The sequence below is a fragment of the Ohtaekwangia sp. genome (genome assembly GCF_036786105.1).
Classification (GTDB): Bacteria; Bacteroidota; Bacteroidia; order Cytophagales; family Cyclobacteriaceae; genus Ohtaekwangia.
This window is the reverse complement of sequence record NZ_DAIQRQ010000053.1, coordinates 2,704-22,213: the sequence shown is the minus strand read 5'-3', so window position 1 is coordinate 22,213 and position 19,510 is coordinate 2,704. Positions and strand designations below refer to the sequence as shown.

18 protein-coding genes are annotated in these 19,510 nt (G+C 44.8%); 14 read left to right on the top strand and 4 right to left on the bottom strand.

Annotated elements, in window-relative coordinates; genetic code table 11:
* Nucleotides 1–156: 156 nt before the first annotated feature.
* Entirely contained in the window at nucleotides 157–1,911 is a 1,755-nt protein-coding gene (locus tag V7Q33_RS18180) for an ABC transporter ATP-binding protein (RefSeq protein WP_333820747.1), read from the bottom strand.
* A gap of 324 nt (nucleotides 1,912–2,235) precedes the next feature.
* On the opposite strand from V7Q33_RS18180, the gene V7Q33_RS18175 reads away from it, so the two are divergent.
* The 5 genes from V7Q33_RS18175 (at nucleotide 2,236) to V7Q33_RS18155 (ending at nucleotide 5,214) form a co-directional block, all read left to right on the top strand.
* Nucleotides 2,236–2,904 carry a phosphoribosyltransferase gene (locus tag V7Q33_RS18175; protein ID WP_333820746.1) on the top strand — a complete coding sequence of 223 codons (669 nt, stop codon included), beginning with the start codon at nucleotides 2,236–2,238 and terminating at the stop codon, nucleotides 2,902–2,904.
* 54 nt (nucleotides 2,905–2,958) lie between these two features.
* On the top strand, nucleotides 2,959–3,405 hold the full coding sequence (locus V7Q33_RS18170) for a DUF2267 domain-containing protein (RefSeq protein ID WP_333820745.1): 447 nt from the start codon (nucleotides 2,959–2,961) through the stop codon (nucleotides 3,403–3,405).
* Between the two features lie 110 nt (nucleotides 3,406–3,515).
* Nucleotides 3,516–4,016: a hypothetical protein gene (locus V7Q33_RS18165; RefSeq protein ID WP_333820744.1), complete on the top strand. Its 501-nt coding sequence runs from the start codon at nucleotides 3,516–3,518 to the stop codon at nucleotides 4,014–4,016.
* Between the two features lie 59 nt (nucleotides 4,017–4,075).
* The gene (locus tag V7Q33_RS18160; RefSeq protein ID WP_333820743.1) at nucleotides 4,076–4,507 is read left to right on the top strand and encodes a DUF302 domain-containing protein; all 432 of its coding nucleotides are present in this window, start codon (nucleotides 4,076–4,078) and stop codon (nucleotides 4,505–4,507) included.
* A gap of 188 nt (nucleotides 4,508–4,695) precedes the next feature.
* The gene (locus tag V7Q33_RS18155) at nucleotides 4,696–5,214 is read left to right on the top strand and encodes a pyridoxamine 5'-phosphate oxidase family protein (RefSeq protein WP_333820753.1); all 519 of its coding nucleotides are present in this window, start codon (nucleotides 4,696–4,698) and stop codon (nucleotides 5,212–5,214) included.
* A 69-nt stretch (nucleotides 5,215–5,283) separates the two neighbouring features.
* Here V7Q33_RS18155 and V7Q33_RS18150 read toward each other — a convergent pair whose 3' ends face one another.
* Complete coding sequence (locus V7Q33_RS18150) at nucleotides 5,284–6,591, bottom strand: L,D-transpeptidase family protein (RefSeq protein WP_333820742.1); 1,308 nt, start codon at nucleotides 6,589–6,591, stop codon at nucleotides 5,284–5,286.
* Nucleotides 6,592–6,980: 389 nt separating this feature from the next.
* On the bottom strand, nucleotides 6,981–7,496 hold the full coding sequence (locus tag V7Q33_RS18145) for a hypothetical protein (RefSeq protein ID WP_333820741.1): 516 nt from the start codon (nucleotides 7,494–7,496) through the stop codon (nucleotides 6,981–6,983).
* 141 nt (nucleotides 7,497–7,637) lie between these two features.
* Here V7Q33_RS18145 and V7Q33_RS18140 point away from each other — a divergent pair, with 141 nt between their 5' ends.
* Nucleotides 7,638–9,035 (top strand): MBL fold metallo-hydrolase, encoded by a 1,398-nt coding sequence (locus V7Q33_RS18140; RefSeq protein WP_333820739.1) that lies wholly within the window; start codon nucleotides 7,638–7,640, stop codon nucleotides 9,033–9,035.
* On the opposite strand, the gene V7Q33_RS18135 is transcribed toward V7Q33_RS18140, so the two are convergent.
* The gene (locus V7Q33_RS18135) at nucleotides 9,018–10,034 is read right to left on the bottom strand and encodes a 2-hydroxyacid dehydrogenase (protein ID WP_333820738.1); all 1,017 of its coding nucleotides are present in this window, start codon (nucleotides 10,032–10,034) and stop codon (nucleotides 9,018–9,020) included. The genes V7Q33_RS18140 and V7Q33_RS18135 overlap by 18 nt on opposite strands.
* 221 nt (nucleotides 10,035–10,255) lie before the next feature.
* Between V7Q33_RS18135 and V7Q33_RS18130 the strand changes: the two genes are divergently transcribed.
* The 8 genes from V7Q33_RS18130 to ccoG form a co-directional block, all read left to right on the top strand.
* Nucleotides 10,256–11,110: a universal stress protein gene (locus tag V7Q33_RS18130; RefSeq protein ID WP_331984161.1), complete on the top strand. Its 855-nt coding sequence runs from the start codon at nucleotides 10,256–10,258 to the stop codon at nucleotides 11,108–11,110.
* Nucleotides 11,111–11,124: 14 nt separating this feature from the next.
* On the top strand, nucleotides 11,125–13,569 hold the full coding sequence (locus V7Q33_RS18125) for a heavy metal translocating P-type ATPase (protein WP_333820737.1): 2,445 nt from the start codon (nucleotides 11,125–11,127) through the stop codon (nucleotides 13,567–13,569).
* On the top strand, nucleotides 13,536–14,834 hold the full coding sequence (locus V7Q33_RS18120; RefSeq protein WP_333820736.1) for an acetyl-CoA hydrolase/transferase family protein: 1,299 nt from the start codon (nucleotides 13,536–13,538) through the stop codon (nucleotides 14,832–14,834). The genes V7Q33_RS18125 and V7Q33_RS18120 overlap by 34 nt, the downstream gene beginning before the upstream one ends.
* A gap of 3 nt (nucleotides 14,835–14,837) precedes the next feature.
* A complete protein-coding gene (gene ccoS / locus V7Q33_RS18115; protein ID WP_331984167.1) occupies nucleotides 14,838–14,996 on the top strand; it encodes a cbb3-type cytochrome oxidase assembly protein CcoS in 159 nt (52 codons plus the stop codon).
* A 201-nt stretch (nucleotides 14,997–15,197) separates the two neighbouring features.
* On the top strand, nucleotides 15,198–17,330 hold the full coding sequence (ccoN, locus tag V7Q33_RS18110; protein WP_333820735.1) for a cytochrome-c oxidase, cbb3-type subunit I: 2,133 nt from the start codon (nucleotides 15,198–15,200) through the stop codon (nucleotides 17,328–17,330).
* A gap of 31 nt (nucleotides 17,331–17,361) precedes the next feature.
* Complete coding sequence (locus V7Q33_RS18105) at nucleotides 17,362–17,553, top strand: cbb3-type cytochrome c oxidase subunit 3 (RefSeq protein WP_331984171.1); 192 nt, start codon at nucleotides 17,362–17,364, stop codon at nucleotides 17,551–17,553.
* 2 nt (nucleotides 17,554–17,555) lie between these two features.
* On the top strand, nucleotides 17,556–18,488 hold the full coding sequence (locus V7Q33_RS18100) for a cbb3-type cytochrome c oxidase N-terminal domain-containing protein (RefSeq protein ID WP_333820734.1): 933 nt from the start codon (nucleotides 17,556–17,558) through the stop codon (nucleotides 18,486–18,488).
* Nucleotides 18,489–18,503: 15 nt separating this feature from the next.
* Nucleotides 18,504–19,510 (top strand): cytochrome c oxidase accessory protein CcoG (gene ccoG, locus V7Q33_RS18095; RefSeq protein WP_333820733.1); only part of this gene is annotated, 1,007 nt, incomplete at its 3' end.

Here is a 19,510-nt window from a genome sequence, read left to right as displayed (position 1 = left end):
TTGCTATGAAAAGCAAATTGAATTGCCGCGCGCGTTTGACTAGACTATATCAAAGTGCAAATGAGCAGTTAATAAATTATCCGTTAAGCGTTACAAGCTAGTTACCAACGCACTCTTACGATTAACCTGTAACGCTTAACGTGTAACGATAAACCCTCAACTCTCCACACTTACTTTTTCACCGATCTGCTGGCGCCACATAGCATAGTATAGTCCTTTTTCCAGCAGCAGTTCTTCATGTTTGCCGGATTCAATAATGTTTCCTTTTTCCAATACAAAAATCCTATCTGCATGCATGATCGTTGATAACCGGTGCGCGATCAGAATAGTAATGTGATCCTTAATAATAGAAACTTCGCGAATGGTTTCGGTAATCTCTTCTTCGGTAATAGAATCCAGCGATGAGGTAGCTTCGTCAAAAACCAGGATATCAGGTTGGCGAAGCAAAGCACGCGCAATAGACAAGCGTTGTTTTTCTCCACCTGAAACTTTCACGCCTCCTTCACCAATCACCGTATCCAAACCTTTATCGGCCCGGGCCAGCAGGCTTTGGCATGCTGCTTTGTGCAGCACCGCCAAACACTCTTCATCGGTAGCATCGGGGCGCACAAAGAGCAGGTTTTCGCGAATTGTTCCGGAGAATAATTGTGTATCCTGTGTTACAAAACCGATCTTCTCGCGTAACTCATCCAGGTCTATCTGCGAGCCGGAAATGTTGTTATAGAGAATGGTTCCTTCTTTAGGCTGGTATAGACCTACTAATAATTTTACCAACGTAGTTTTACCGGAGCCGGAGGGTCCTACAAAAGCAATGGTGTGCCCGTTATGTGTTTCGAAGGAGATTCCATTCAACGCGTTGCTGCTGGCGGATTGATGCTTGAAGCTTACGTTATTGAAACGAAGATTGGTAACACGGCCGATCTCCATCGGACGTTTCGGTTTTACTTCCTTTGGAAGACTGAGAATGCGATGGAAGTTCAGGAGCGATACTTCTGCTTCCCGATAGGCTATAATAACGTTGCCCAACTCTTGCAACGGCGTGAACAGGAAGAATGAGTAAAAGAGGAATGTGAAATATTTACCAGCCGAGATGTCGTTATCGAAAATAAGTACGAGCAATATCACCACCATCACGCTTCTTACAAAGTTTACCGTAGTGCCTTGCAGAAAACTCATACCACGCACATACTTCACCTTTTTCAATTCAAGGTCAAGAATTTTGTAGGTGGTGTTGTTGAGTCGGTTGATCTCCTGACTGGCGAGTCCTAAACTTTTAACGAGCTCTATATTTCGAAGTGATTCTGTGGTTGAGCCGGCCAGTGATGTTGTTTCTTTTACAATGCTCTTTTGCACTGTTTTGATCTTGCGGCTCAGCAGCCAGCTGGTAAGCGCAATGATGGGCACCGCGGCGAAATATACCAGTGTAACTTTATAGCTTACGGTTAATGAGTAGATAACAATAAAGACCATGGATACCATGCTGGCAAACAGAATGCTGATGAAGGAAGTAATAAATTTCTCAGAATCCGTTCTTACCTTTTGCAGGATGCCGAGTGTCTCACCACTTCGCTGATCCTCAAATGTCTGGTAGGGCAATTCCAATGAGTGCTTCAATCCGTCAGCATACATTTTGGCTCCGAGCTTTTGTACTACGATACTCGTAAAATAGTCTTGAAGATTTTTGGCTATGCGCGATACCATAGCCGCACCAATGGCGAGCCCGACCAGGTATAGTATACCCTTTACAAATTCTGCCCGCGACAACGTACTTTTCTTTTCAATAAAGTTGTCGACAATCTTGCCGGTAATGTGCGGGTCCAGGAGTGAAAAAACCTGGCTTGTTGCGGCCAGTAACAGGGCTACAGCAATCATGCCCTTGTAATTCTTCAGGTAGCTTAAAAGTATCTTCATTCAGATTGAAAATAAACTGGTGGTAGAATGGTTTTCAATATACCGAACGGTAACAAATAAAAACCTGAACAGGTTCTGTCAAATTTGTCAACATTGCAGACAGTTGCCCGGTAAAGGCTTTACATGTTGTTGCACCTAATTCATATTCAGTTACTTAAATCACTTTATAGGCCATCTCAATCTTTAGAATAGATCAACCGAGGAAAATCATTCCACGTGAACAAAGCTCTACAGTTTATTCTACCGCATTTTTCCCGAATAAGAGCCATTGTCCTTTCGGTATCATTTTTTTGAATAGAAATAGAAGCAGAAAGGGAGGCAGCAATGAAAATACTAAGTCAGGGAAGAGTCTTTGCTGACCGGAGAGAGGCAGGATTCGAATTGGGAGAGATTCTTAAAGAAAAATATGGTGGTAAGAATGCATTGGTGCTGGGCATACCACGCGGAGGCGTAGTTGTAGCGTATGAAGTAGCCAAAGCGTTGCGTGGCGAGCTTTCTGTTGTTGTCACCAAAAAACTGCCACATCCACAGTATGAAGAATATGCTATAGGTGCCGTGGCGGAAGATGGCTCTGTATACCTGACGTCTGCAGCTGAAGATGTTCGAAGTGAAGATGTACGACAAATTATACGGGCGCAGGAGCGTGAAATTACAAGCAGAATTAATCGCTTCCGAAAAAGCGAACCACTTCCTGAAATGCGTAACCGCATTGTGATTATAACCGATGATGGTATTGCCACAGGCTCTACTCTTGTGCCTGCTATTAAACTTTGTCAACATAAACAGGCCGCCCTGGTAGTGGTGGCAGCGCCGGTTTCAGGCGAGCGATATATACCCGATATAGATGGGCTGGCAGATGAAGTTATAATCGTTGAACAGCCGGAAGAGTTTGAAGCTGTAGGACAGGTATACGAAGATTTTCATTCTCTTTCAGATAAAGAAGTACTTGACCTGTTAAACGATTTTAAAATGAAGCACTATTACGATGGATGATAGCAGCATTTGTTGCAATACATAAAAGATAACGTTAAACCATAAACACGTGCTATGTTTGAAGCCAATGAAATAGAAGCAAAAAAATTCGTAGAGCAGGTGGCGATAGAGATGAATATGCCAGACGATTATCAAACGGTTATGCGGGTAATGACGAGTGTGCTTCATGCCATTCGCGATGTAATCACTGTAGAAGAGTCGTTGCATTTGATCGCACAACTGCCCCTGTATATAAAAGGTTTGTATGTTACCGAGTGGCATCTTGGTGATAAGAAAAAAATGAAAGATAAAGATGACTTTATTGAAAGCCTGCTGTTGAAAAATGACAGAACAGGAGCCCTGGATTTTGGTACCGATGAAAAAGCCCTGACAAAAACAAAAGCGGTGATCAGAGTACTGAAGAGAAAAGTAACTCCGGGAATGATTGACAAACTGGTGGCACAATTCCCTGCCGAACTGAAAGATCTGTGGTATGAAGATGTAGTTGCCGACAGAGCATGATTTGCGATCATGAGGCGTTAGATGTGCCAATATGACTAAAGTCCTTGCAGGAAACAGATGTTAGTCATTACTGAATAATTGTGCAGATGAGATATTTGTTATAAGAGAATATGTCAAAGAAAGAAATGCCCGGAAAGCCTGTGTTCAAGAAATTGCTTGTTAAAAAGGCTGAAGTAAACAGAGCAGAGAATTCCGTTTCGTATGAGAGTGAGTGGGAATCTATGTTTAAGCTGGCAGAGCGCTGGGAGTCTGATGTGAAGTTCTTTGAAGATGAAATAAACTTTCTTAATGAACTGCTGGCGAGATATACGATGTGGCCAATAGATGATGCTGGTATGGAAAACACACGCCATAGTATTGACGAGCTTTTAAGGCTGGCCCGACAACGCGATGCTATAGCAAAAAGAATTGAAATACACTTTACCCATCTTACTGACCTGGTTCAGAATCCTTTTTCGCACGATGAACAACGATGTAAAGATGAACATGCAAAAATAGGTGCCAATGTTGCCGACCTCGTTCAGCAATTTCGTGAGGTAAAGCGGAAAGTATTTGCACTGACGGAGCACGTAATGAATATAGAGAAGACCAGGCACCTTTTGAATAGTTAACTGTTTTTAATGAAGCATATAAATGAAAATATATACCTGAGAAAATAAACCTGATAGTTATGACATACTATTCGCGAAAATTAAGAATCTCTTTTGAGGAAGCACTCGCCAAAGTAACAACGAATCTTCAACAACGGGGATTCAGTATTGTTACCACCCTCGATATGAAAGGTATATTCTGGCAAAAGCTGGGTGAGGAGTTTCGGAACTACAAGATACTGGTTGCATGCAATGCTTCTTTTGCGTTTAATGCTATCAGCCTTGAGTCGCACGTGGGTGTTATGCTTCCTTGTAATATCGTTGTGCAGGAACATGAGAATGAAGAGATAGAAGTGTCCGCGATCAATCCGCTGGAGAATATTGATAAGACCATGAGTACGCCAAGCCTTGTTGAGCTGGCTTCCGATGTAACGAATCGCCTGCGTGGTGCCATTGACGATCTGCGCAAAGATATTTCGGATGTACATGCAGAAGCGATCGCTTACCGGTGAGAACAGTTTTGTGTAGTGAGGTATTCTCACCAGGCACAAGACAAACGGTATATAATTTATCACATGCGTACTTCCTTAACAGGGACCGGACTGTCATTTCCCGCATCCTTGCAAAGCAACTTCTTAAATACCCGACAGACGAAGCGTATTGTGTGCTGCTGCTTTCATGACAAAGATCAAAGGTCGTGATGATGCATGTTATGCACGATCTATATACTACTTTCGATATTCGCTATACTAAACAAAAGACTATGCTTGGGCAATTGACGGAAGGGCAGATTGACCATGTTCTACATGCGCAGGTACTGGGCAGAATCGGTTGTTATGCTGCTGGCAAAATATACATCGTGCCGGTCACGTATGTATATCATCAAGGGTATATTTATGCCCATTCCAAGGAAGGGCAGAAGGTACAGATGATGCGCAGCAACCCGAATCTATGTTTCCAGGTTGATACCATGGAGAACATGAAGAACTGGCGAAGCGTGATCGTGTGGGGAAAATATGAAGAACTGAAGACGGCAAAGGAACAAGAGGCCGGAATGAAGATCATAACCGACCGGCTTGCACCCTTTATAACGAGTGAAACCGTACACCCTTCGCATGGACATTCGCGTCCGCCCGAAATTGTTGAAAAAGGATTCAAAGCTGTAGTTTATCGCATAAAAGTGTTGGAGAAAACAGGCCGCTTTGAAAAGAATGGATGATAAAATGAAATGTAACGGCCTTAATTTTGGGAATGGTTTCGTCTTTATTTTTAGGATAGGTTCATTAATTTATTCTACTATTACCGGCGTAGCGGAGTTGTAGAGCAAACGGGCAATTGCCTTATCTTTCCGGTAAATATCAGTGTACTTTGTAAGCCTTGCGTTTGCATACTCGCAGGTAAAATAACGAATGTATATAGGCATTGGATCTTCCAGACTTATGATGTGCTGTTTCTTCTGCTGAAGGTAGCGTGCTATTACTTTCGATCTTTCTTCGGGTTTGCCGGTAACAAGATAATGTGCAAGCTCTTCGGCTTTTTCCAATCGTATACAACCATGGCTATAGGCCCGAACATTATTCCTGAATAAGCGTTTGGCATTTGTATCGTGAAGGTATATAGCATACGGATTATCAAATGTGAATTTGATCACTCCCAGCGAATTTTCCACACCTTCGCGCTGGCGCAGGGAAACAGGAAAGTAATTCGCGCTAAACTGTTTCCAGTCAATGCTGTCTCTGCGTAAAATCTTTCCGTTGCGATCAAGTACTTCAAAATTATTACGCAACAGGAACGTGGTGTCTTTTTGCATTATCGGGAGGTATTCTTCAATAATAATTTTTTGGGGCACATGCCAGTAGGGATAAATGGAGATACACTCTATACTACTGCTTAGTTCAGGCGTTTGCTTATCTGGTGTGCCTACAATAACACGCGATTCGAACATTACTTTATTTGCATCGTAAACCTGCAGGGTAAATGCAGGTATGTTAATGAATATATAGCGACTCGCATAGGTTAAATTTTCCCTGCGCCATCGCTCCAGATTTACCTCTATGAGCTGTATTTCTTTTTGTGTGGCGATAGAATCATGTATAACGCCTGCCAGAAGAAGTTGACGTGTTTCTGCTGTTAATGTATCGATCGCTATTTGCAGAGCCGTCTTCAGTAAGCGGTATTCGGTAAATGCAGGTTCTTGCTCGTGAAGACTCTTTTTTACACGGCCCTGTTCCAGCGCCTGTTGTAGTGCGACAATAGATAGTGAATCGTGGGGTGCTGAATCTTTATACAAACGTCTTCCATACTTCAGGTCATTGGCAATGGAAAGAAAGGCATCCGTTAGCAGTATCTCGCAACGCAAAGCTTCTTCTGGTTGGTAGATGATACGCTCGATCGATTCATAATGATAGTTGTTTCGCAGCAATCCATAGTAGCGGGTATTCCGAAGAAAAGATCGAAGCGAATCTGCGCGTAACGTTGGCTTGTTATTATTGAACCATATCGACTTGCGTCCGTTCAGCGCATAGAAATGTAAAGTAGCCCGAAGATTGTTGAGACTGTGAAATACAATATCGGTTGTATCGAGCGGTATGGTCATTAAAATATAGGGCCGAATAGTTTCAGCGGATAAACCCGGTGCGTTCGGTGTTGTTGCCAGAGAACCACCCGTGTGTTTGCAACCACAGAAGGATAGCAATAACAGTGCGGACAAAATACGCAGATATACTTTGTTTATTGGGGAAAATTGCATGTGTATTGTCAGCGTTTGGTGCGGTGGGTAAATATACCTGAATAACTGTATTGTATGCATGATGCATATCATTACACGGCCTGATTAAAGTCAGAAAAAGAACACAGAATTACCAAGTACGCTGTAAAGCATATATAGTTGTACATGAATTTTTGTCAGCATCAACCGCTTTAATATACAGCAGGCCATCTGCTATGCCTGGGCATTTACATTCATGTTGGAAAGTAATGTGTATGTTACTGTTTGCCTCTTAACTTGCGCGTGCGTGCCTGTATGGAAGGAATGCGTTCATGCATCAGGGCAGCCAGTGTATCATCAAAAAATGTTTTGAAAGCAGGATGCATCAGCGATAAATTGTAAAGACTTTGCAGGGCGTTAATACGTACAATCTTTCCTTCATTAGGATTCATGGCCCAATAGTGCAGCGTGTGCCACACGTGTTCAAGTTCCTGTGCTGTTAATTCCAGGCGTGGCAGCAGTTGAGCTATGTGCCATTTCAATTCAATATGATCAGATGTCTTTACTAAGCTCAGCACATGCGCTTTGTGTGGTTGCAGAAATTCAGGGTGATGACGTGTAACTTTTTCAACAGCATCGGCTGCACGCATAACCAGCGGTCGTTCATGATGAAACAGGAATACAAACAGCTCATCGAAAGAAGGCTGATCTTTTATTCTTCGCATGACTTCCTCATTCCGCCGGCTGATACGGAGATCTTTACCCATAAGTAAATGACTTAATTCAGAATTCATATTGTAGCATTTGGAAATGCGATGCCTTTGTAAAATATTGCTTTATACTAAATTTTCTTCCTGATAAGAAACAGCATCATAACTGACTTTGATCAGACATAGATGGCATAAGGAAAATGCAATTTTAAAAAAAACGAGTATATGGATGTACAGGTAAAATTCCTGGGCGGAGCCGGCACGGTAACCGGCTCGCGTTACCTTCTGGATATAGGCAATTTCAGAATGCTGTTTGACTGCGGACTCTTTCAGGGGTTAAAAGAACTTCGCGTTAAGAACTGGGATGAATTTCCGGTCGATCCTGCCACGATACATGTTGTGGTGATCAGTCATGCGCACATCGATCATACCGGGTATTTGCCCCGGCTTGTGCAAGAAGGATTTTCAGGAGATATATACTGCACAGCTCCTACAGCCGACCTGATGAAGATTATGCTGATGGATTCTGCCAAGTTACAGGAAGAAGAAGCCAGCTATGCAGCACATAAAGGATACTCCAAACACACCGAGCCTAAACCGTTGTATACAGCCCAGGATGCCGGGCATGTCTTCCCGTTGATAAAAACATATAACTATAATGAGACCATACGTATTGACAAGTGCGCTGATATAATTTTTCGTGATGCAGGCCATTTGTTAGGATCCGCTATTACTGAATTGTTTATCCATGGTGATCGGCATGATAAAAAGATTGTTTTCTCGGGAGATCTCGGGCGTTATCAGGACCCTATTCTGAATGAGCCTGCGGCGATCGAACAAACTGATGTGCTATTCATTGAATCAACGTATGGCGATAAAGCAAGTCCTGCGTATGATCCGGAAGGCGATCTGCAACGCATCGTCAATGAAACCTTTCAGCGAAAAGGAATTGTATTGATACCCGCTTTTGCCGTAGGTCGCACACAACTGCTGTTGTATTACCTGCGCAAGCTTATGCGCGAAGACCGCATACCCGATGTGCCAGTATATATTGATAGCCCGATGGCTATTTCGGCTACCTATCTCTACACCAGTTTCCCGCAGTATCATAAAGTAAATTTCTCATTGCCCCAGTTGGCAGAAAGCCTGGAGACAAACATGATCGTTTTTGTGAAAACAGTGCAGCATTCCAAAGCGCTTAACGATCTTAAAACCAACGCCATCATCATTTCTTCCAGCGGCATGATGACGGGCGGACGTATTCTGCATCATTTATACCATCGTCTTCCACGCGAGCAAGATACTTTGCTTATTTCCGGCTACCAGGCGGCTGGTACGCGTGGTCGCGATTTGGTAGATAAGAAAGCTTCGATACGAATCTTCGGAACAGAAGTGCCTGTGAATTGCAAGATCGAAAATGTGAAGTCGCTTTCCGGGCATGCCGATCACGATGAGTTGTTCCGGTGGATGAAGAACTTTAAAACAAAACCCAAGATGGTGTTTACAGTTCATGGTGAAGAGCCGGGGCTTACCAACTATGCCAATAACATCCGCCAGCAATATCAATGGAATGTGATCATTCCTCAATACCGCGAGAGTGTTCTTTTATTTGATGGAATATAAAGGCTGATGAATTGTAGTTGTTAATTCGCTGGGCACAGGCGAGCCGCTTTCCCAGCAGGCTATAGTTTGCATGGTAGTGCGTGCAATACCCGTCAATGCTTCCCGGGTGAGGAACGCCTGGTGCCCGGTGATCAAAACCTTTTTCAGTGCGAGCAGCCTTGTGTATAGTGTATCATGCATCGTTTGGCCGCGAAGATCCTGAAAGAATATACCTTTTTCATGTTCGTATACATCCAGACATGCTCCGCTGATGCAATCATTCTCCAGTGCATGCAACAGTGCTTTCGTATGTATAACACCACCGCGTGCCGTGTTGATAAGTATACATTCCGGTTTCATATTGTTAAAAGCAGTCCATGAGAAAAGATATTTTGTATGTTCATTTAATGGGCAGTGGATTGAAATTATATCGCTTTGCTGTAGCAGAGTATCGAAAGGTACATAACTTATCTGCAGGGCAGAGGCATCCGGATTTTGCACCGGATCGAACGCAAGAATGTGCGCACCAAAGCCATGCATGATACTGGCGAAGGCCATGCCGATCTTGCCCGTGCCAACAATGCCAACTATTTTTCCATGAACATCAAAGCCGGTCAGAAGGTCCAGCCGGTAATCTTGTAGCTGTAAGAGTAAACGACTCTCAGTAATCTTGCGATTCAAAACCATAAGCATCGCCACGGCATGTTCAGCAACTGCATACGGAGAATATTCCGGTACGTTTGCAATATGTATACCCAGGGCTTGTGCTTTGGCAAGGTCTACATGATCGTGTCCTACCGATCGCAATGCTATATAGCGAACACCTACCGCTGCCAGTTTTTCAAGTACAGGTGCGCTGGCATCATCAGCGGTAAAGATTGCTATCGCTTCAAATCCTGCTGCGCGCGATGCCGTCTCTAAACTCAGACGCTGGTTGGTATATACAATTTCATGCTGGCAGGCTTCTTTTTCCAGGAAGGGCTGTTCATACGGATGTGCGCTATAGATAAATACTCGCATAGTGAAACGGTTTAATCAAATATATAGCACTGGGGTGGCTCTGATAGATGACAACCGTCAGCTTAGGTTTTGACGTTTATCATTATTTATTCGTCAATGCAGCGATCGAAAAGATTTCATTGAAGTAGTCGGATACTGATATAAATCAGCTTTCTGCTTGACCCTTATCAATTCCATTGAATAGAACGTGAAATACATTTGATATATAAAACATCACCGCCATGAAAAAGATACTCGTACCCTGTGATTTTTCGAAGCCGGCCGTAAGTGCTTTTCGGCTTGCGCTGGATATTGCTCAGCAGTCAAATGGGATTATACACCTCGTGAATGTGATTGAATTACCCATTATGCATGATACGCTGCTTATGCCGGTACTCAATTTTGAAGAAGAATTGTTGAAGGAACTTCGGCAGAAATCCGTGAGTGAGTTTGAGAAACTGATGGCAAAATATAACACCGAGTCTGTTAAGATAATTGTAAAAGTGGAATTTGGCCCGGTGGCCAGCAACATCATGGCGTATGCGGAGAAAGAAGCTGTTGATGTCATCATCATGGGGTCACATGGCGTATCGGGTTTGCGCGAATTTTTCATTGGCTCCAACGCAGAGAAGATTGTACGAAATGCCATGGTGCCGGTATTAATTACAAAAGGAAATGTAAAAGCAAGCGTAACGGATATCGTTTTCCCGAACACACTCGACCTGGACGACCAGGAAGATCTCGTGATGAAAGTAAAGGCGTTGCAGCATTTCTTTAAAGCAAAACTCCATATACTGTGGATCAACACGCCACTCAATTTCACATCCGACACAGTTACGATAGAACGATTGAATGCTTTCGCCAAGCGGTTTATGCTGCGCAATTATGAAGTACATGTGTTCAATCACCCCGATGAAGAAGAAGGTATTCTCAAATTTACCCGGATGATAAAAGGTGATATGATTGCGATGGCAACACACGGCAGAAAAGGTATAGGTCACCTGATGAACGGAAGCCTGGCAGAAGATGTGGTGAACCACAACGATGGATTGGTATGGACCTACCGGCTGAAAAAAGAACACGTGGTAGAAGCTTAATTTATATATAGCACATGGTGAAGCAACCGGCAACAGCACTGAAATGTTATCACTGCGGGCAAACCTGCGAGGAAGTGCTTTGGATAGACCAGAAATCGTTTTGCTGCTTTGGCTGCAAGACCATCTATGAAATACTGCAGGAAAATGATTTGTGCGAATACTATACATTCGAAGCAAGTCCCGGTACACAAGGCAAGGTGCTTGACGACACCTATGCTTACCTGGATGAAGCTGATGTACGAAAGAAAGTTGTCGAGTTTGATTCTGCTGATTTTGTACGCGTCAGATTTTTTGTGCCCGCTATACATTGTTCCTCCTGTATATGGCTGCTGGAACACCTGGAACGACTGGATGCAGGTATAGCCAAGTCGGAAGTTAATTTTATACAGAAGACCGTAGCCATTGATTTTGATCCGCAGAAGATCAGGCTCAGCAACGTGGTAAGCCTCATGGCCAAGGTTGGCTACGCACCACAGATTACGCTGGATAAAGAAGAAAAGAAAACGGCCGCCGGCAATGGCCTTGTACTGAAACTTGCTATAGCGGGCTTTTCTTTTGGCAATGTGATGCTGTTCAGCTTCCCGGAATATCTCGGCCTCGATCACAACGATACGGCGTTGATGCGTACATTCTCCTGGCTCAACCTGGTGTTGGCAGTGCCGGTATTCTTGTACAGCGCACGCGAATATTTTACCTCGGCACAGGCAAGCTTTCGCCAGAAGCAGATCAATATTGATGTGCCCATTGCGCTTGGTTTGCTGGCACTCTTTCTGCGAAGCGCATACGATATTATTACAGCATCAGGCCCGGGATATTTGGATTCCTTTACCGGACTTGTATTCTTCCTGTTAATTGGTCGTTGGTTTCAAAGTAAAACATACGAGACACTTTCGTTCGATCGCGATTTCAAATCCTATTTTCCATTGGCGGTGCATAAGCGCGTGGCATCACACTGGGAACCTGTAGTAATCTATGAATTGAAAAAAAATGATCAGATCCGTATACGAAATATGGAGATCGTTCCGGCTGACAGCACTCTGCTGGATGCCCAGGCCTATATCGATTATAGCTTTGTAACCGGCGAATCACGCCCCGTGAAAGTGAATCAGGGCGAGACTATATATGCCGGTGGCAGACTTATCGGGCAGCCCGTTGTGTTGGCGGTGGAACAAAAGACTTCGCAGAGTCATCTCACCAGCCTGTGGAACAATGAAGCATTCCGCAAAGTAGAAGAAAGTAAATATAAAAAGATCATCGACCAGGCCGCACGCAGATTTACCTGGATTGTGATGGGTATTGCAGCGATTACCGCTATCTACTGGTATATAACAGCACCGGCCAGCATGTGGCTGGTAATAACCTCGGTGCTTATGGTAGCGTGTCCTTGCGCATTGGCATTGGCAGCTCCGTTTACGTATGGCAGCATGCTGCGTGTATTTGGCAAGCACAAACTATATCTGAAAAATGCAGACGTAATTGAACGACTGGCTTCGATCGATGCAGTGGTATTTGATAAAACCGGCACCATTACTACCGGTAGTACACCGGAGATTAAATTTACCGGCAATCTTTCGGAAGAAGAAGCCGGTTGGATAAAACTATTGACCAGCTACTCAACACACCCGCTGAGCTCGTTAGTGACCAAATATATACCCGTAGTCAGCGATGCCATGGTAACAGCGTATAAAGAATTGCCGGGAAAAGGTATAGAGGGAGTTATTGACGGGCATACCGTTCGTATAGGTTCACATCTTTTTACGGGTGCCGAGCCTGTGCTCCATCTGAATGCATCTTTCGTGTTTGTTTCTGTCGATGGCGCTGTGAGAGGATATTATAGTATCGCTACACCGGTACGGAAGTATATGAAGGCAATGCTCAAGCGACTGGGGCCAACGTGCGTAGCACTTTTATCGGGCGACAATGATAGCGACCGTGAGAAGATGGCCGGGTTGTTTCCCTCAACAACACAGTTTTTATTCAATCAAAGTCCGCACGATAAACTGGAATTTATCCGCAACCTGCAGGTACAAGGTAAAAAGGTGTTGATGGTAGGCGATGGATTGAACGATGCCGGTGCATTGAAGCAAAGCGATGTAGGTATAGCGATTACAGATGATACAGCTATATTCACACCGGCCTGCGATGGTATTTTGCAAGGCGACCAGGTAAATGCACTCGATCATTTCATGGACCTAGCAAAAACGTCAACCTATATATTGCGTGCAGCCTTTGCAATATCGTTTATGTATAATGCTATAGCACTGTCTTTTGCCGTTACCGGCCATCTCACACCGCTGGTAGCTGCTATACTTATGCCGGTGAGCAGTATTAGCGTGGTAGGATTTTCGTCACTGGCTGTTCGGTATGTGACGAATCGCAAAATGAATCAACAGTTCTTTATTTTCAATACTCAACTTCATGCGTTATGGAAAAATATATTTCAGGCGAAGAAGCCGTAAAAGCTATTAAATCCGGCAACCGCGTTTTTGTTCATGGCGGAGCAGCTACACCGCACTTCCTGTTGCGTAAGCTGGTAGAACGTGCATCCGAACTTTATGATGTAGAATTGGTAAGCATCAGCATGCAGGGAGAGGCATTATTTACCGATCCGCGCTACAGAGAAAATTTCCATATCAATTCATTATTTGTGTCGGCCAACGTGCGCGAAGCTGTAAACGATGGCCGGGGCGATTATGTGCCAGTGTTTCTGAGTGAGATACCGAACCTCTTTCGCAGAAATATACTGCCGTTGGATGTGGCGCTGGTACAAGTATCATTACCGGATCGCCATGGGTTCTGTTCATTAGGCGTATCGGTAGATATTGCTGCTGCCGCGATCAAGACAGCGAAATACGTTATTGCGCAGGTAAATCCGCGCATGCCGCGTACACTGGGAGATGGTATTATAAAGATGTCAGACTTTGATGCTGTGGTATACGAGGAGCAGGAATTACCCGAAGTTGTTTCTGCGGAAGGCATATCGGAAATCACCATGCGCATAGGCGAGCACTGTGCATCACTGGTGGAAGATGGTGCGACTATTCAAACCGGTATAGGTTCTATACCAGATGCGGTGTTGGCAAGCCTGCACAATCATAAAGGACTCGGTCTTCATACCGAAATGTTTTCCGATGGTATAATTCCGCTGGTAGAAAGCGGTGTGATTACCAATCAATTCAAAAAGAAACACCGTGGTAAAATAGTGTCTGCATTTATGTTGGGCAGCCGTAAGCTGTACGACTTTGTGGATGATAATCCTTCGGTAATGATGCTCGGTATCGATTATGTGAACGATACAGCTGTGATTCGCACCAACCCGAAAGTAACGGCCATCAACAGCGCTATAGAAGTTGATGTTACCGGCCAGGTATGTTCTGATTCTATCGGCACCTATCATTTTTCAGGAGTAGGCGGCCAGATGGATTTTGTCCGCGGTGCTGCACTGTCGGAAGGCGGTAAACCAATTATAGCGCTCCCGTCTACAACTGCAAAAGGTATATCGCGCATCGTACCGTTGTTAAAGCCGGGCGCTGGTGTGGTTACAACCCGTGCGCATGCACACTATATTGTCACAGAGTATGGGGTGGCATATCTCTATGGAAAGAACATGCGGCAGCGTGCCAAGGCATTGATTGAGATAGCACATCCCAATCACCGGGAAACGTTGGAGCGTGCGGCCTTCGATCGCTTTAAAAGTTATGAGTTTGAAAGAACAATCTATTAGTATATGATCATAATCGTGTTGCTGATCAGTATCAGCCTTACTATAGCCCTTGTGTTTCTCGGTATTTTTGTATGGTCTATGAAAAGCGGACAATATGATGATACCTACACACCGTCTGTGCGCATGCTCTTTGATGATACTGAGAAACAGAAAAAGAAATGAATAGGTGTTGTTGCCGAAACGGTTCCATAACAGTAATGGCATATCCATCGGGTGTGCCATTTGTTTTTTACGATGATTGGCAAGTCAATTCTATTTCCTGACATAAATCAGTTGCTCCGCTAACCAAGGTCATCTCTCATCTTTTCATCCAGCTATACTTTTAGTTCCTGAAAAATATAGTGGTTCAAAACCAGTAAGTGTATGGAATTGGAAAAATTCAGTTATGACAACAAGATTGTCAAAGCCTTTATCATTGCAACGGTTGTGTTTGGTCTGGTAGGAATGTTGGTAGGCCTTACAGCGGCTATTCAACTTGTATACCCGATCTTCAACTTTGATTTGCAGTATACCTCGTTCGGCCGCATTCGTCCGCTGCACACCAATGCGATCATCTTTGCCTTTGTAGGCAATGCCATGTTTGCCGGAGTATACTATTCGATGCAGCGTTTATTGAAAGCGCGCATGTTCAGTGATACGCTGAGCTGGATTCACTTCTGGGGCTGGCAATTGATTATTGTCGCGGCAGCCGTCACCTTGCCGCTGGGGATAACAACTTCCAAGGAATATGCTGAATTGGAATGGCCGATTGATATAGCCATCACACTTATTTGGGTTGTGTTTGGCTGGAACATGATTGGTACAATCATTAAACGCAGAGAGCGCCACATGTATGTAGCGATCTGGTTTTATATCGCTACGTTTATTACCGTAGCGGTGCTGCACGTGGTAAACTCTTTTGAAATGCCGGTAACTTTCCTTAAAAGTTATTCCTGGTATGCCGGTGTGCAGGATGCGCTTGTGCAGTGGTGGTACGGTCACAATGCTGTGGCCTTCTTCCTCACAACGCCTTTCCTCGGCCTTATGTATTATTTTCTTCCGAAGGCCGCCAATCGCCCGGTATATTCATATCGACTGTCTATTATTCACTTCTGGTCGCTGATCTTCATCTATATATGGGCGGGGCCGCACCACTTGTTATATACTTCGCTGCCGGATTGGGCACAATCACTCGGTACGGTATTCTCCATCATGCTCATAGCTCCGTCATGGGGTGGTATGCTGAATGGTTTGATGACGCTGCGCGGTGCATGGGATCGCGTGCGTGAAGACGCTGTGTTAAAGTTTATGGTGGTGGCTGTTACGGCGTATGGTATGGCCACACTGGAAGGTCCGCTGCTGTCGCTGAAGAACGTAAATGCTATAGCGCACTTTACAGACTGGATCGTAGCGCACGTGCACGTGGGTGGTCTTGGCTGGAACGGCTTCATGATCTTTGCTATGCTATACTGGGTAGTGCCACGCATGTGGAAAACGACATTGTATTCGCCCAAGCTGGCTAACCTCCACTTCTGGCTGGGTACACTCGGTATAATTTTCTATGCGCTGCCCATGTATGTGTCGGGTGTAGTGCAAAGCCTCATGTGGAAAGAGTTTAATCCGGATGGCTTCCTGGTATATAAGAATTTCCTGGAAACTACTGTACAGATACTTCCTTTGCACGCCCTGCGCGCTACAGGGGGTGCCCTCTATTTCACAGGTGCTATCATCATGACGTATAACCTGATCAAGACAGCCTATAAAGGAAGCTTTGTGGCAAACGAAGAAACTGAAGCGGCACCGCTGGCTCCTGATTACGTTGCTACCAGCGGCGGCTGGCACCATCGCTTGCTCGAACATAAGCCTGTGCTCTTTACGGTGCTCACGCTGATCGCTATTCTTATAGGAGGTGCTATTGAAATGGTGCCAACCTTCCTGCTCAAATCAAATGTGCCTACCATTGCCAGTGTAAAACCTTATACACCGCTTGAAGTACATGGACGTGATATATATATCCGCGAAGGCTGTGTGAACTGTCATACGCAAATGGTGCGCCCCTTCCGGTCGGAGACTGAACGTTATGGCGAGTACTCGAAAGCCGGTGAATTTGTGTACGATCACCCGTTCCTGTGGGGATCAAAACGTACTGGCCCTGATCTGCATCGCGTAGGCGGTAAATATTCCAACAGCTGGCACTACAACCACATGCTGGCCCCGGATGCTGTTTCAACCGGTTCTATTATGCCCGCGTATCCGTGGTTGTTTGAGCAGACCGTCAATAAAGAATTAACGGCAGCCAAAATAGCGGCCCTGCGCAGGATCGGAGTTCCCTATGAAGAAGGATATGAAGTCATTGCCAACGAAGATCTTGACAAGCAAGCTGAGGAGATCACCAAGACACTGAAAGCTGATGGCATTGAAGTAACGCCGGATGCCGAGATCGTAGCGCTGATCTCATACCTGCAACGACTGGGCAAAGATATTAAAGTAAATACTACAGCGGAGAATAAAGAATAATCATCCAGAGCACTCCTAAATATTCGTCTATATGTATAAGAACATTCTGCAAAATATGGATAACATAGCTGTGTGGCCTGTGATATCCTTCGTGATCTTCTTCCTTTTCTTTCTCTGCCTGTTGTGGTGGGTATTTACCACCGACAGAAAGATAATCGATAAACTCAAGCATCTGCCTATGGAAGAAGGCCAGAGCAATCTTTCAACCACTAAACCGGAATGACGATGAAGAAGGTATATATGTCGCTGGCTGCATTCTTAATGGCATCTGCAGCTATAGCACAGGAGAGCAGCGTGACAAAAACTTTTTGGGATGACCCCATCAACGACCCCATGATGCCGGTATATGCAGTGTCTACCATGGTATTCATTGTGCTGGTTCTTGTACTGGCTGTGGCTTTGTATATGGTACGTATTGTGAATATACTCATCGAGCAATCTGAAAAAGACAAGGCAGCGCAGGAAGGGAGAGTATATGTGCCTCGACCTTCATTCTGGGGCAGATTGTCGCAGAAACTGAATGACTCCGTGCCTGTATCGCAAGAAGAAGATATAGACCTCGGTCATAACTTCGATGGTATTCGCGAGCTTGATAATCACCTGCCGCCCTGGTGGAAATGGCTGTTCTATGGAACGATCGGCTGGGGTGCAGTATATCTGGTAGTATATCATATTTCAGCATCCTTCCCGCTATCCATCGGAGAGTATGATCGGGAAATTGCCCTGGCACACGAGCAAGCTGAAAAACGCAAGGCTTCTCAGCCTGCTGTAGTAATTGATGAGAATGCCCTGAAATATACAGCCGATGCTGCGATCATCGCGAAAGGTAAATCTGTGTTTGTAGGAAACAACTGCGGTACCTGCCACCGCGCTGATGGCGGGGGGAATACCATAGGTCCTAACCTTACCGACGAATTTTGGATACACGGTGGTGGTATAAAGAATGTATTCTCAACCATTAAGAATGGTGCTGTTGAAAAAGGTATGCCCGCCTGGGGTAAATCCATGAGCTCGGAGGATGTACGCAATGTTGCCTTCTATGTAATGAGCCTCCAGGGAACGAAGCCGGCTAACGGAAAAGCACCGCAAGGAGATAAATATATACCAGAGAAAGAAGCGGTAGCCGTTGATTCGGTAAAGACGCAAGCTTCGCTTTAAACTATAGTTCGCACGATGGCTAGTACAGAGGAAGTATATCAGTTTGATGAAGAGTTCAGGGATTCCATTGCAACGGTGGATGAGAAGGGAAAAAGAGTGTGGGTATACCCTAAGAAACCTTCCGGATACTACCATCGCCTGCGGATTGTCGTTACTGTGTTCCTGCTTTCTTTGTTCTTTGCAGGACCGTTTATAAAGATCACTGGCCAGCCGCTGCTTCTTCTGAATATATTCGAACGCAAGTTTGTAATATTCGGACAGGCATTCTGGCCGCAGGATTTTGTTATACTTGCTATAACACTCATTACATTCTTTGTCTTTATCATTCTCTTTACCGTAGTGTTTGGTCGCGTGTGGTGCGGGTGGATGTGTCCGCAGACGCTTTTTATGGAAATGGTTTTTCGCAAGATCGAATACTGGATTGAGGGCGATGCTCCGGCACAAAGAAGGTTGAATAAAGACCCGCTCTCTTTTACCAAAGTGTGGAAGAAAACAGCGAAGCATACATTGTTTATACTGATCTCGCTGTTAATCTCGCACACCGCAATGGCATATCTCATTGGCGCGCAGGCTACAGTTGATATTGCCAGCCATTCGCCAGACGCGAACATGGCAGGCTTCATCGGGCTGATGGCGTTCACGGCTATATTTTATGGCGTATATGCACGCTTCCGCGAACAGGCATGTATTGCCGTGTGCCCTTATGGAAGATTACAAGGTGTGCTGCTGGTAAAAGATTCCATTGTAGTAGCCTATGATTGGTTGCGTGGCGAGCCTCGCGGCCGACTGAAAAAGAACGAACCGGCCTCAATTGCCAAACACGGTGATTGTATAGATTGTAAACTTTGTGTGCACGTATGCCCTACGGGTATCGACATACGTAATGGTACACAGCTTGAATGTGTGAATTGCACAGCCTGTATAGATGCATGTGATGATGTGATGTTAAAGATAGGCAAGCCGAAGGGATTGATCCGGTTTGCATCGTATAACGCTATTGAAAACAGGATACGGAAAATCAT